Raw genomic sequence first — 14,288 nt, 5'->3', positions numbered from 1 at the left:
TTACATAAATTCTTGCAGTTGATTCGCACGCCCCATCCACGCCTCTAACGCCTCCCAATCCTCGCTCTCAAGCAAGCCCTGCACAGCCCCCATTTCCTCCAAAAACGCCCCCATTGCCTTTAACACTTGCTCTTTGTTCTGCTTAAACACACTGCGCCACATCACGGGCGAGCTTTTAGAAAGGCGGCTCATGTCCTTAAAGCCCCCGGCAGCTAAAGATAAAATCGTCTGTGGGCTCTTTTGCGACAAAACGACATTGGCTAGGGCGTAGCTAATGGCGTGGGGCAGGTGGCTCACAAAGGCAATGTGCGCATCGTGGCTTTTGGCGTCCATTTTGACAAGTTGCATGCCAATTGCGCTAAAAATTTCTTTTGCCCTCTCGACATGTTCGGGCGCACTCTTGTCGCAATCCACGAAGATCACGATTTTATGTTGGTAAAGCCCCCTAAGGGCGGCTTTGGGACCATAAAACTCCGTCCCACACATCGGATGTGTGGCGATGACTTGGGGGCGTAGGCTTAAGGGGATGGCGCTCACGATCTGCTCTTTGGCGGAGCCAACTTCAATGATGGTGGTTTGCAAGCTGGGCTTGAAACTTTGCAAGACTTGGACAATGCCATCTAAGGGGATCGCCAAAAACACCACGGCGCAATTCTGCAGGGCGTGCAAATCCACGCACTCCTCCACAAGCCCTAAGCTGAGTGCCATTTGGGCGTGCAAGGGGTTACTATCACAGCCTAAAATGCGCTTGATGCCTAGCTCGTGGCGCACCTCTTGCAAAGCAAGCCCCAAGGACCCGCCCATAAGCCCTAACCCAACAATGCCTACCTGCATTAGGGCACCAACGCCACGCCGAGCACATCTTCGATCGTCTGCACGGCTTTGATTTCCATGTGCTCTTGCACCTCTTTTGGGATGTCTTTTAAATCCCTCTGGTAGTTTTTCTCAGGGATCAAGGCGGTTTTAATGCCTGCCTTAAAGCTGGCAATCAATTTCTCTTTAAGTCCGCCAATGGGCAAAACCCGCCCACTTAAGGTGAGCTCGCCCGTCATCGCCACATCGGAGCGTACCTTTTTTTCACACAAGATCGATGCAATGCTAGTCGCCATCGTGATCCCCGCACTGGGTCCGTCTTTGGGGGTCGCCCCCTCTGGGACATGTAGGTGTATGTCGTAAAGATTGTAGATTTTCTCTTTTTCTTTGTCCTTCTCTTTGGGGCGCTTTTTCTTGGCGATCAGCACTTCCTCATCTAAAAGGGTTTTGACCACCGAGTGGGCGATTTGGGCGGACTCCTTCATCACCTCGCCTAAACTTCCCGTGAGTTTTAAATTTCCCTTGCCCTTGATTTTCACCGATTCGATTTTGAGCACATCCCCACCCACGCTTGTCCACGCTAGGCCGTTCACGATGCCCAACGCATCCTCTTTATCCACAGGGTCGATCTCAAACACGATTTTTTCTAAAAAGTCGGGGATTTTCTCAGGGGTGATCGTGGTTTTGCGGTTGCGTTTCTTGCCATCCTCTTGGTTGTTGACAATGTTTTTAGCGCATTTACGCATGATTGTGGCGATCGTGCGCCTTAAGCCCCGCACCCCCGCCTCTCTGGTGTATTTCTCAATGATGAGCTGCACCGCCTCGGGCGTGAACATCACTTCGCTAGGCTTTAGGGCGTGTTTTTTCAACTCTTGGGGGATCAAGTAATTGATAGCGATTTGCTCTTTCTCTTGGGGGGTGTAGCTAGACACACTGATAAATTCCATGCGATCCTTCAAAGGTGGGGGGATCGTCGAAATGTCGTTGGCGGTGGCGATGAAGATGATCTTAGAGAGGTCAATGTTGAAGTTGGTGTAATAGTCCCTAAAGCTGGTGTTTTGCTCGGGGTCTAAAATCTCTAAAAGTGCACTGGCTGGATCCCCGCGCATGCTCTTATCCACCTTGTCAATCTCATCTAGCACCATCACGCAGTCCATTTTTTTAGCCTCAATCAAGCCTTGCACGATGCGCCCGGGCATAGAGCCCAAATAGGTGCGCCGATGCCCCCTAAGCTCATTGACATCCTCTAGCCCGCCTAGGGCGATGCGCACAAGTGGGCGTTCTATGGCTTTAGCAATGGAGTTAGCCAAACTCGTTTTACCCACCCCGGGGGGACCATAAAAGCATAAAATTGTGCCCTTGGTCTCTTTGTTCTCTTGCTTGCGTAGGCGCATCAGCTCCATAGTCGCAAAATACTCCACAATGCGCTCTTTGGGCTTTTCTAGGCTGTAGTGGTCGGCGTTTAATTGCTTCTCCACCTCTTTAATGGAAAGCTTTTTATCGCTGTATTGCCCAAAGGGGATGTCGAGCACCCATTCAATGTAATTTTGCAAAATCCCCACATCCGAGCTGTCTTGGTGCACACGGCTTAGGCGTTCGATCTGCTTTTTGATCTCTTTATGCACTTCTTTGGTGATGAAGGGCTCAATGGCACTCAATTTTTGGAAGTACTCTTGGATTTCCTCATCTCTTTGCTTGTCAATGCCCAACTCTTTTTGGATTTGCTTGAGTTGTTCTTTTAAAAAGTACTCTTTGTTGACCTGCTCCATTTTGCTATGGACTTTGCTTTTGATCTCTTTTTGGAGTTTTTGGGTTTTGATCTCCTCCATGACCAGGTCGATCAGCCCTAATAATCTCTCTTCGGTGTCATCGCTTGCAAAGAGTGTGTAAGCTTGGTCTTTTTTAAGGCGCAAGGCAGATGCGACTAAATCTACAATGCGGTTGGGGTCGTTATTGTCCTCAATTGCCTTTAGCAAATCGGGGGGGAAAAGCTGACTGATGTTTGCCAAGCTCCCCACTTTTTCTTTGAGAATATCTACAACGGCGTTGATTTTGTCGCTGTCTTGTTCTTTGTAAGTAATCACATCCACCATCGCCTCTAGGGGGTCAGTGGATTCAATGTTTAAAATCCGCCCTTTGCAAATGCCTTGAAAGAGGATTTTCATGCGGTTGTCGGGCAGGACCACTTTACGCACAATTGAGCCAATCACCCCCACATCATAAAACTTATCTTTGTCGGTTGTGTTGGAATTTGTCTTAGCACAACTCACAAAGATCAAGTCGTTTCTTTCTTGCGCAGCTTTGTTTGCCGCTCTAATGTTTGCCTCGCTGTTGATGAAAATAGGCACAATCATAAAGGGATACATAAACGAATCTTCCTCTACGATCACAGGTACGACACTTGGAAACTTATCTGTCATTTTGACCCTTACCAGTTAAAGATAGCTACATACCAAGGCATGTAGGATTTTTTGGGGTGGGTTTCTTTCTCTAAAACCTCATCCACCCTCTCTAAATAGCGTTTCACGCCCTCTTTTTGGTGGCGTTTTCTGTACACATTGGCGATCGCCCGATTCAACTCGTTTTGCCCCAAAATGAACTTGACTTGCATGTACTCCACTTGGTTTAAAAAGCGACTGCTAGGATATTTGTCCACAAAGTCATTGAGCATGCCGATGGTGTTGGACATGAACTCTTGGTCCTTGCTGTGGTTTTTAAAAGCGTAGTAACGGGCTTGCAACTTCATGAACTTCAAATAGTCGATGTTGTCTTGATTGCCAAAGCGTTTAATGTATTCATCAAAGTAGTATTCTGCCAAAACAAATTCTTTTTTCTTTAAATGGGCTTGCCCTAAAGCAAGCATGGCATCGGGCACTAAAGGCGAGTTGATGTGCTCGCTTTGCAACGATGAATAATAATTATCCGCTGTTTCTAAATTTAAAAACAAAATCTCACGCAAAATCCCTTGATACCAAAAGATCGCCGGTCGGTTATAAATGGACTCTTTTGTCTTTTTAGCACATCCAAAAAACAAGGCTAAAACAACAGCTGAGAGTAAAACTACACGCATCCTGATCCTTAAAGCTAAAACCGCATTATACCAAAAACCCTAAATTAATTAAATTGATTTTTTGGAGTAGTTTTAGTAGAATCAAACCCTTAAGTTACACAAATTCAAGGGTTGGTATGGTTTTTAGTGTAAAATCCCCCATTTTGGGGTTTGAAGAAGTCTGCCAAATGGACTTAGAAAAGATCGATGAAGTGTTCATGCGCTTGCGCAACGCCGATGCGCCCACGCCCACCTTTACTCTAGTGAACCCCTTTGCCTTGCGCCCTTATGAATTTGAAATCCCTATGCCCTTACAAACGCTCTTAAACCTAGACCAAGCCCAAAATATCCTTATCGCCAACATCATGGTGATCCAAAGCCCCCTTAAAGAATCCACCATCAATTTTCTAGCCCCTTTAGTCTTTAACTTTGATCACAAACTCATGGCGCAAGTGATTTTAGACAGCACGAAATACCCCCAATACAAAATCTCAGAAAAAATCTCTGGTTTCTACCAAGAAAGGCAACCCGTCCATGACAAGTAAAATTTTATTCATCGGCTATGGTCAAATCACTAAGGCAATTTTAAAGGGCATGCAAGGTGCACTAGTGGGGCGAGTAGTCAGCATTGTGGGCAAAGACCCGAGCAAAATCGCCCCCTTTTTAAAGCAAGAGGGGTTAGACTTTGTCAACCTACAAGCCTGCGACAAAAGCATTGACATTACAGATAGCGTGGTGTTTCTCACCCTAAAGTCCCATGCCCTAAGCGCATTCACCTACATAGGGCAAGCCAGCGCCGTTTTAAGCGCACTTGCCGGCATGTCCCTTGAGATTTTAAAGGCCCACTTACAAGCCCCCCATTTTGTGCGCTTCATGCCAAATGTTGCCGCCTTTTTGGGGCTCTCAGCCACGACCTACTACAGCCCCAACCCCACTCCAAAGGAACTCATAGACCTACTCGCGAGCTTTGGCACAGTCGTACAAGTGGATAAGGAAGAGTTGGTGAACGCTTCTATGGTTACTAATGGGAGTGTGCTCGCTTTTTTGAGCCTATTTACCCAAGCCTTGATCGACTCCGGTGTTCGGGCGGGCTTAAAACACACCCAAGCCGAAGAACTCATCATCCAAAGCTTTAAGGGCTTTAGTGCCTTGCTTGCCACCCAAAGCCCTCAAGAAATCAGCCAAAACATCTGCACCCCTGCGGGCGCGACCATCGAGGGCTTAAGCGTGCTTGAGGAAAAGGGCGTTAGGGGGGCGATCATGCAAGCTTGCCACGCCATAGCCCAACGCTACAAATCTAAATCTTAACCCGCTATCTGTTACAGAATGTAAAACTCTGCGTCTTTTTTAAGTAAAATTTTTACTTTCGTTAGCGTAATGCGTACTTTTTGTGTGTAATAATGCCCCCATAATAACACGAGGAGCAAACATGCACGAAGTCCACATTTACAGCGCCAAGCGCACGCCGATCGGGTCTTTTAACGGCACTCTAGCCAGTGTCCCCGCCACAAAGTTAGGTTCTTTGGTGGCCGAGCAAGCTCTGCACGCAAGTGGGTTTGATGCCAGCTTTGTAGACAGCTGCATTGTCGGCAATGTATTAAGCAGTGGGCTAAAGCAAGCCCCCGCTAGACAAGTCGCCCTGGGGGCGAACTTGCCTAAGTCTATTGCTTGTTGGCTAGTCAATGAGGCTTGTGGATCGGGCTTAAGGGCTGTGATGCTGGGGGCTAATGAAATTGCTTTGGGACGCAGTCGGGTCGTCTTAGTGGGGGGCATGGAAAACATGAGCCTTGCCCCACACTTGTTGATGAAAAGCCGGGCGGGTTTTAAAATGGGTGATACTGCCCTAGAGGATAGCATGCTCAAAGACGGCTTGCAAGATGCCTACAAAAAAGTGCGGATGGGCGACTTTGCGGAAAATTGCGCTCGCTTGAACCACCTCAGCCGTGCCGAGCAAGATAACTTTGCCAAAAATAGCTACGAAAAAGCCCTCAAGGCCATTGAAAACCATGTCTTCAAACCCGAAATGATCAGCGTGTCCATGCGCGGACGTACGGGCGAAATCGTGGTGAGTGTGGATGAAGAGCCTACGAGGGTGAACTTTGACAAGGGCTTAAAGCTCAAACCCGCCTTTGACCCCGAGGGCACCATCACCGCCTTTAATGCCAGTAAAATCAGCGATGGGGCGAGTATGTTAGTCTTAGGTTCAGCCGACTTGTCTAAAGACACGCATACAAAAGCCCTAGCTAAGATCGTAGATTATACATCCTTTAGCCACGACCCCCACCTTTTCACCACTACCCCAGCCCCAGCCATTAGAAAACTCTTAAAGAATAACAATAAACAGCCCGGCGACATTGACTTATACGAAATCAGCGAAGCATTTGCGGTGGTGGGGGTGTTGACCCAAAAAGATTTAGGTTTGAAAGATAGCCAAGTGAATGTCAATGGGGGGGCGATCGCTTTAGGACACCCCATTGGGACCAGTGGGGCTAGGATTTTAACGACCTTGGTGCATGCCTTGCACACTTATGATAAACAGCTGGGTGTGGCGTGCTTGTGTGTGGGCGGGGGCGAGGCGTTGGCGATGCTCATCGAGCGGTTGTAAAAGGTTTGTCTGTGGATAAGGTCGTTAAGAGCATAGGAGAGGCGATCGCGGGCGTGCAAGATGGCATGACTCTCATGTTTGGGGGCTTTGGGCTGTGTGGCATCCCTGAAAATGCCATTTTAGCCTTGAGCCAAAGTGGGGTGAAAAACATCACTTGCATTTCTAACAACCCCGGGGTCGATGATTTCGGTTTGGGCCTACTCGTAAAAAACAAACAGATTAGAAAAATGATCGCCAGCTATGTGGGCGAAAATTCTGCGTTTGAGCAGCAATTTTTAGCCGGAGAGATCGAGGTGGAGTTTAACCCGCAGGGCACTTTAGCCGAGCGCATTAGAGCGGGCGGGGCGGGTATTCCCGGCTTTTACACGCCCACGGGGGTGGGCACAATCATCGCCGAAGGCAAAGAACATAAGGACTTTGAGGGGCGCACCTACATTTTAGAAACAGCCCTAAAGGCGGACTTTGCCTTCATCAAGGCGCAAAAGGCGGACACCTACGGCAATTTGATCTTCAACAAAACCGCCATGAACTTCAACCCAATGATGGCTAAGGCGGCAAAAGTTACGGTCGTTGAGGTGGAGGAGATTGTCCCTTTAGGTGCTCTTGATCCTAACTTCATCCATGTCCCCGGAGTATTTGTGGACCGCATTTTTAAAGGGCAGTTTGAAAAACGCATTGAGCAACTCACGCTAAAGAAAGGGGAATGAATGCCAAGCGGTTGGAGCAGAGAAGAAATGGCTAAAAAGGCGGTAGAGGACATTAAAGACGGCTATTCTATCAATTTGGGGATTGGCATCCCCACTTTGGTTGCCGACTACATCCCCAAGCACATCAATGTCATGTTGCAGAGTGAAAACGGCTTGCTTGGCATGGGTCCATTTCCTACCAAAGAGCAGGTGGATGCGGATTTGATCAACGCAGGCAAGCAAACCATTACAGAGAGTTTAGGGGCGAGTTACTTTAGCTCGGCTGAGAGTTTTGCCATGATTCGTGGGCAACACATCGATTTAACGATTTTGGGGGCGATGGAGGTTTCGGCACAGGGGGATTTGGCTAGTTGGATGGTGCCGGGCAAATTAGTTAAGGGCATGGGGGGGGCGATGGATTTAGTGGCGAGCGCAAAAAAGGTCATTGTGCTGATGCAACACACCGATAAAAAGGGTAACTGTAAGCTGGTTAAAGAGTGCTCCTTGCCCCTGACCGGCCCTAAATGCGTGTCTAAAGTCATCACCAATTTAGGCGTGTTTGCCTTGCAGGGGGGCAAGTTTGTCCCCCTAGAACTAGCCCCCGGGGTTTCTAACCCCCCCCTGCCTTAAGTAGGTGTGCGTGATGCATAAGTTTTTGGGCGCAAATAAGCTAAAAAATTGAAAGGATACCCAATGAAATACTTAATCAATCTAGACAATGGCGGGACACTCACAGACATTTGCGTGGTGCAGGGCTCTGAGGTGCGCTACACTAAGACCCTAACCACTCCTGTGGATCTTTCTGAGTGTTTTTTTAAGGGAATCACCAAGGCGAGTGAAGAGATTTTTGGCCCCGATGGCTTTGTCAAACTCTTGCACAGCACGGATTTGATCCGCTACTCCTCCACGCAAGGCACAAACGCTTTAGTGGAGCGCAAGGGGCCTAAACTAGGCTTAATCACCAACGATGCCTCTTTAGAAAACAAGCTCACCAAAAGCGCACAGCAGCAAGAGTTATTTAGTAGTTTGGTGGGCGATCGGGTCTTTGTGATCGCCGATTTGGCGGGTGAGGACTTTGAAGCAGATTTGGCCAACGCCGTGAACACGCTCACCAACAAGGGGGCGGAGCGGCTCGTGGTTGCCATTGAAAACAAGGATGATGAAAAGGACTTTAAACATGCCTTTTTATTGCAATTTCCTAGACACCTACTAGGCTCTGTGCCCGTGCTCTTTTCGTGGGAGTTCACCAACGACACGAGCCGCACTAGACGCATTTGGTCGGCTCTTTTAAACAGCTTTTTACACCCCACAATGGAGCGCTTTTTATACTCTGCCGAACACCGCTTACGCGCCCACAAGGTAAAAAACCCACTTTTGATCTACCGCAACGATGGCGCGTCTTCTCGGGTGGCTAAATCGGTCGCCTTAAAAACCTACTCTTCGGGTCCTAGAGGGGGGATTGAAGGCACCAAAGCCCTAGCCAAAGCCTATGGCTTTAACCATGTGCTGATGGTGGATGTGGGGGGCACAACTTCGGATGTGGGCGAAGTGGAGGCGCATAAGATCAAAACCGAAAGACGCGGCCACATTGGGGGGGTGCAAATCTCATTTGAGCTCAGTGATGTGAAATCCTTTGGCGTGGGCGGGGGGTCAATTTTTAGGCTAAACGACAGAGGCGAGATTTTAGTGGGGCCTGAGAGCGTGGGGGCAGCCCCTGGCCCGGCATGCTTTGGCTTTGGGGGCAAGGAGGCGACCATCACCGATGTCAATGTAGCTTTAGGTATCATTGACCCCGACACCTACTTAAACGGGCAGCAAAAGCTAGATAAAGAGCGTGCCATCCAAGCCATCACCGAGAACATTGCCAAACCTTTGGGCTTAAAGTTTGAGGAGGCTTTGTTTAAAATGGAGGAAGCCTACGCCGAAAGGCTTGCTGCGTGTTTGAAAAAACAGGTGCAACAGGACACGGTCCTAGCTGCCTTTGGGGGTGGGGGACCGATGAGCGCGTGCTTGGCCGCTAAAAAAGCGGGCATTAAGCGGGTGATTGTGCCTAAGCTTGCGGCGGTGTTCTCTGCCTATGGAATCAGCTTTTCGGATGTGGCGCAGACCTTTGAGCACGACATCACGGGTTTAAATAAACACGAGATTGAGAAAATCAAAACCCAGATACAAGAGCGCGCCAAACGGCACATGTTCCAAGAGGGTTATAATTTTGAAGATTGCAAGGGTGCGTGGCGGGTGATTGTGGAAAACACCGATGGCTCTGAAAGCCACAGCACCACCCTAGAGGACACCGCCCAAATCAATAAAGACCAAAAACGCATTTTAGCCTACCACATCCGCTACGAACTCTCACACCCGAACTTGCGGGCGAGTTTACCTAAACGCAAGATCGGGGCGAAAGTGAGCGGGACAAGAAATGTTGTGGGCTTGGATGGCATGCACCAAGAGGTGGTGTTGGTATTAGAGAAACAAGAAATGGGGGCTTATATGGAGGGTCCGGCGATTGTGGAGGGACCCTTTTTCACCGCTAGGGTGCCAGAAGGGTGGAGCCTAGCCGTGACCGACAATGGCGATTTGATTTTAGAAGACTTGAAAGCATAAGGAGAAAACATGCGCGTTCCTATGACCGAATACCTGATGATCGATTTAAACAGCGAGCGGTGGCTCTGCCGTGTGTGTGGGCATGACTTTGGCGATGCTAGAGATACTTACAAAAAGGGCACTCTTATTTACGACAGAAACCCCGAGGAGATCCATCCGCCCATTTTAGACCCCAAACGCTACCAATACACCTTTTCGCCCGACCCCAAGTTTTGCCGTATTTACGAATACTATTGCCCCACTTGTGGGACACAGATTGAAACCGAGTATGTCCCCCCAAACTACCCCCCACCGTTGACATGCTTTGGGACATTGACGACCTTAAAAGGCGTTGGAAAGAGATCGGGCAAGACCCCGAAACCAGCGTGCATTATGGACCCGGTGAGAACGCCCAAGCCGATTTGCGGGCTAAGTTTGACAAAAAGTAAGGAGAGAGCATGAAGCGCATTTCTGTAGACATTGGCGGGACTTTCACGGATTGCTTCTTTGCGTGGGATGGCAAATACATTGAATCCAAGTCCTTAACCACCCACCACAACTTGTCCTTGGGCTTTAACGCCGCCTTGGACAATGCTTGTAAAATCGCAGGGCTCACTAGGGAACAGGTGCTAAAAGAGGTGGATAGCGTGCGTTACGCCACCACTTTAGGCACAAATGCCTTGATCGAGGGCAAGGGGCCTAGAGTGGGGGCGATTGTTACACATGGCTTTGAGGACACCATCCACCTATCACGGGGCAAGGGCTATGGTGAGGGACTAGATGTTACCGAGCAAGGCAATATGCCAAACGCCCAACGCCCCGATCCCATCGTGCCTAGGCGTATGGTGCGCTCCGTCAAAGAACGCGTGGATAGCGTGGGCGAAATTTTAGTGCCCTTGCAAAAAGAGGATGTTAGAAAGCAGGTGCGCGACTTGGTGGATAATGGGGCGCAGGCGATTGTGGTTGCGCTCACCAATGCCACCGAAAACCCCAGCCACGAGCAGCTCGTGCTTGAAACAATCTTAGAGGAATACCCCGCCCACGAACTTGGGGCGATCCCCGTGATCTTAAGCTCGCAGGTTTCGGGGCGCAAGGGCGAATATGTGCGCGCCAACACCACGATCATAGACGCTTTTTTGTATGAAATCATGTTCCACGCCCTAGGGCAGCTCAGCTCTAACCTGCGTGATAGTGGGTATGGCAAGCCCATGCTCGTGATCCACAACAGCGGGGGGATGGCGCAGAGCAACTCCACAGATAGCCTACAAACCATCCACTCCGGACCCGTTAGTGGCGTGAGCGCATCCCAGCACTTGGCCGAAACCACGGACATTGGCAATGTGGTGTGTATGGACATGGGCGGAACTTCCTTTGACATCGGGATTTTGCCTAAGGGTGGGGTCAAACACTACGACTTCCAGCCCGTGATCTGCCGCTGGCTGGTAACCCTGCCTATGATCCACCTAAACACCCTAGGGGCTGGGGGTGGGTCGATTGCCACTTACGATCGCATCCACCAAGCGGTGAAAATCGGGCCTGAGAGTGCGGGCTCAGATCCGGGCCGGCGTGTTATGATCGGGGCGGGTTAAACCCCACGGTTACCGATGCCGACTTACTCTTAGGTTACCTTGATCCGGACAACTACGCCAACGGGGTGATCAAGCTCAACCCCAAACGCTCTAAATTCGTGATTGAAGACAAGCTTTGCGACCACTTGGATTTGGATGTGATCGAAGTGGCTAAGGTGATTAAGCGCACTGTAGATGAGCAAATGGCGATCGGCATTGAAATGGAGCTACGCAAAAACGGGGGCAATGTGGATGAATTCACCATGGTTGCCTATGGGGGCAATGGGCCTTTGCACGCTTGTGGGATCGCCTACCATGCAGGCATACAAAAAATCCTATTCCCCCCCTTTGCCTCTGTCTTTTCGGCTCTGGGCGCGGGCAACATGAAGCCCCTACATATCCACGAGCGCAGCGGCTATATTGTGCTGTATGAACCCATTGAGCGCAAACTCTTTGATGAATACGAGCGCATGAACGAATACATTGAGGAGTTGGAGCGCAAGGGCAAGGAGGATTTGAAACGCCAAGGCTACGACACCACCCATGTGCAGCACCGCCTAGAAATGGACATGCGCTATGGCAACCAACGGGTAACAACTTCTGTGGTGCTTGACATCAACCGCTTTAACCATGTGGGCGATGTTTTGCGTGCGATCCGCACCTTCTCGGATGTGTATGCCAAACGCTACGGCAAGGGGGTGGAAGCTCCAGAAGCGGGTGTGCGGGTGCAAACCGTGCGGGTGGCGACCTTCATTGACACAGATGTGGTGCATTTTAAAGAGCTCTACACCAATCACAAACGCACCATCCCCCCGGCTAAAAGCCACCGCAAGGTCCATTTCGTGGATGAAAACGAGCCCATTGAAACACCCATTTACGATGAGAGCGTGCTGAGTGCGGATTATGTGATCCACGGACCTGCCATTGTCACGACCAAAAGCACAACCTACCTCGTGGAGAAGAATTGGCGGATCGAGCCCACCCCACAAGGGGCGGTTTGGTTGCTTAAAGAAAATGTCAAAGCCAAATAAGGAGAACACGATGCCAAAGAACAATCAAGGGACGCATGTCCACGCCCACAACCACCCCCACGCCCACAACCACCACACCCATGGGGGCGATAAAAAGGTGCTCAGTGCTGAAGAGCAGGCGTGGGTGGATGATTTTATGAACGAAACCACGCTCTTTTTAGGGCCAGACCCGGCGATCATGCGCCACCACTCGATCGCCACGCGCACGCCTTTAGAGGAAGAGGTGCTTAAAAAAGGGGGCGATCCACTTTTATACGATAGGATTCGTCGCCGCCTGAGTGGCTCGCTCGATGAGGCCTTTGAAATGTGCGAGAGCATGGGCGCAGCCCCCGGGGCGAAGTGGGCGGACTTGTCCGTGGCGGTTTATACAGCCAGCGGGGATGTGTGCTACATGTCCAATCGGGGCGTGATCGCCTTTGCCGCCGTCTTGCACCACCCGATCCGCTACATTATGAAGTATTGGAAAGATGAACCCACCGTGGGGATCCACCCAGGCGATGGCTTCTTCCATAACGATGCGCGCTTTGGGTGTGTGCACAACACGGACCAGTCCATGCTCACCCCCGTGATTAGAAATGGCGAAATCATCGCATGGGTGGGGGCGACGATCCACGAGGGCGAAAACGGGGCGTGTGAGCCCGGCGGGATGCCCTCTGGCTCTGAAACCCCCTTTGACGATGGTCTCAGGGGCAGCCCGATGAAAATCGTGGAGAGGGGCAAGTTGCGCCGCGACTTGTTGACTTTCTTACAGCACTCCACGCGCGATCCTAAACTCATGCTCGCCGACATTAAGGTTAAAATGGGGGCGGTGCGCCGTGTGATGGACATTGTGGATCGCATGATCGATGAGTATGGGATCGATGCCTTTGTGGGGGCGATCCGCATGACTGTGGAGGATGTGGAAAACGAGGTGCGCCGCCGCATCGCCGCCATGCCCGATGGCATGGTAACTGTGGAGCAGTTTGTGGATTCCACGCTCAAAGAGAATATCTTGATCAAGTTTGCTTGTAAAATCACGGTCAAGGGCGATCACATGACCGTGGATTTAAGGGGCTCGGGCAAAGAGATCATCAACCGTGCGATCAATTCACCCCTAGCTTCCACAAAGGCATTCTTTGCCCAAGCGATCTTAAACCACTGGTGGCCCGATCTGCCCCGCTCCACAGGCGCGCTCTCTCCCATTGAGATCATCTCCGATGAAGGCACTTGGGGATTGCTCTTATGACGCGCCTAACGGACAGAATTTGCAAGCTTCTTTCCGCGCCTTTAGTGCCTTGCAAATCGCCTATGCCAAATTGCAATTTTCCATGCACACCAAATACGCCAATGTGCTCGCTCCGTGGTTTAACCAAATCAACGACTTCTTATGGGGCGGAGAGACGCAACATGGCGAGCAGGTGGGGAATTTATGCGCCGACTTGAATGGCATGGGTGGAGGGGCGAAAGCCTTTAGAGATGGCGAGGACGCGGTTGCTCCCCTATTTTGCGCCATGGCAGACATCGGCGAGCAAGAGGTGATGGAAGAAGAAGTGCCTTTCTTGCAATTAGTCAGTAAGCGTGTGGTGCGCGATAACCAAGGCTTTGGCAAATATCGAGGGGGCATGGGCTATGAAATGATCGTGGCGGCACGCAACACGCCCGAGTGGGGCTTTATGACCGTTACCTCTGGGGCAAAATTCTCTAGTGTGCCCGGGCTCTTTGGGGGCTATGGGTGTGCCACTTATCCGCTGGCAATGGTGAAGGGGATCAACATCTTTGACATCATCAAGAAAAATCCCGAAGAGTTTGACTTGTCTATGGAGCGGGTGATGAATGAGCGCCCATTTAAAGGCGGAGTTTATACAACCTACCATATGGGCTTGCAATTCGACCGCTCCCAAGAGGGTGAGCTGTACATGATCGCGCAGGGGTGCGGGGGGCTATGGCGATGTCTTAGAGCGCGACCCTGAGCTG

The 14,288-nt window shown here is 50.4% G+C and carries 11 protein-coding genes and 2 pseudogenes; 10 read left to right on the top strand and 3 right to left on the bottom strand.

Annotation, left to right across the window (positions count from 1 at the left end; genetic code table 11):
• Genes K6J74_RS02900 through bamD form a run of 3 tightly spaced genes read right to left on the bottom strand, consistent with a single transcriptional unit; the run spans nucleotide 1 to nucleotide 3,883 of the window.
• The gene (locus tag K6J74_RS02900) at nucleotides 1-834 is read right to left on the bottom strand and encodes a prephenate dehydrogenase (protein ID WP_221272378.1); all 834 of its coding nucleotides are present in this window, start codon (nucleotides 832-834) and stop codon (nucleotides 1-3) included.
• On the bottom strand, nucleotides 834-3,233 hold the full coding sequence (lon, locus tag K6J74_RS02895) for an endopeptidase La (protein WP_221272377.1): 2,400 nt from the start codon (nucleotides 3,231-3,233) through the stop codon (nucleotides 834-836). The genes K6J74_RS02900 and lon overlap by 1 nt, the downstream gene beginning before the upstream one ends.
• Before the next feature lie 8 nt (nucleotides 3,234-3,241).
• Complete coding sequence (gene bamD / locus K6J74_RS02890) at nucleotides 3,242-3,883, bottom strand: outer membrane protein assembly factor BamD (protein WP_221272376.1); 642 nt, start codon at nucleotides 3,881-3,883, stop codon at nucleotides 3,242-3,244.
• Nucleotides 3,884-3,999: 116 nt separating this feature from the next.
• Between bamD and fliW the strand changes: the two genes are divergently transcribed.
• From fliW to K6J74_RS08985, 10 genes and pseudogenes are all read left to right on the top strand, one after another.
• On the top strand, nucleotides 4,000-4,407 hold the full coding sequence (fliW, locus tag K6J74_RS02885) for a flagellar assembly protein FliW (RefSeq protein WP_221272375.1): 408 nt from the start codon (nucleotides 4,000-4,002) through the stop codon (nucleotides 4,405-4,407).
• Complete coding sequence (locus K6J74_RS02880; RefSeq protein WP_221272374.1) at nucleotides 4,397-5,170, top strand: pyrroline-5-carboxylate reductase dimerization domain-containing protein; 774 nt, start codon at nucleotides 4,397-4,399, stop codon at nucleotides 5,168-5,170. Before fliW ends, K6J74_RS02880 begins: the two co-directional genes overlap by 11 nt.
• A 121-nt stretch (nucleotides 5,171-5,291) precedes the next feature.
• Complete coding sequence (locus K6J74_RS02875) at nucleotides 5,292-6,467, top strand: thiolase family protein (protein WP_221272373.1); 1,176 nt, start codon at nucleotides 5,292-5,294, stop codon at nucleotides 6,465-6,467.
• Nucleotides 6,468-6,478: 11 nt separating this feature from the next.
• The gene (locus K6J74_RS02870; protein ID WP_221272372.1) at nucleotides 6,479-7,174 is read left to right on the top strand and encodes a CoA transferase subunit A; all 696 of its coding nucleotides are present in this window, start codon (nucleotides 6,479-6,481) and stop codon (nucleotides 7,172-7,174) included.
• Nucleotides 7,175-7,783: a 3-oxoacid CoA-transferase subunit B gene (locus tag K6J74_RS02865; RefSeq protein ID WP_221272371.1), complete on the top strand. Its 609-nt coding sequence runs from the start codon at nucleotides 7,175-7,177 to the stop codon at nucleotides 7,781-7,783.
• Between the two features lie 63 nt (nucleotides 7,784-7,846).
• Entirely contained in the window at nucleotides 7,847-9,757 is a 1,911-nt protein-coding gene (locus K6J74_RS02860) for a hydantoinase/oxoprolinase family protein (RefSeq protein WP_221272370.1), read from the top strand.
• A gap of 9 nt (nucleotides 9,758-9,766) precedes the next feature.
• Nucleotides 9,767-10,198 carry an acetone carboxylase subunit gamma gene (locus tag K6J74_RS02855; RefSeq protein WP_260321681.1) on the top strand — a complete coding sequence of 144 codons (432 nt, stop codon included), beginning with the start codon at nucleotides 9,767-9,769 and terminating at the stop codon, nucleotides 10,196-10,198.
• Nucleotides 10,195-11,624: pseudogene (locus tag K6J74_RS08485) on the top strand (hydantoinase/oxoprolinase family protein); the annotation flags it as partial. The gene K6J74_RS02855 and the pseudogene K6J74_RS08485, both read left to right, overlap by 4 nt.
• Nucleotides 11,625-11,687: 63 nt before the next feature.
• The gene (locus tag K6J74_RS08475) at nucleotides 11,688-12,335 is read left to right on the top strand and encodes a hydantoinase/oxoprolinase family protein (RefSeq protein ID WP_347709914.1); all 648 of its coding nucleotides are present in this window, start codon (nucleotides 11,688-11,690) and stop codon (nucleotides 12,333-12,335) included.
• Nucleotides 12,319-14,284: pseudogene (locus tag K6J74_RS08985) on the top strand (hydantoinase B/oxoprolinase family protein). The gene K6J74_RS08475 and the pseudogene K6J74_RS08985 overlap by 17 nt, the downstream one beginning before the upstream one ends.
• Nucleotides 14,285-14,288 lie beyond the last annotated feature (4 nt).

Source organism: Helicobacter sp. NHP19-012 (assembly GCF_019703325.1).
Classification (GTDB): domain Bacteria; phylum Campylobacterota; class Campylobacteria; order Campylobacterales; family Helicobacteraceae; genus Helicobacter; species Helicobacter gastrofelis.
Note: the sequence above shows the minus strand (reverse complement) of the source record. Positions and strands in the feature narration are given on the sequence as shown.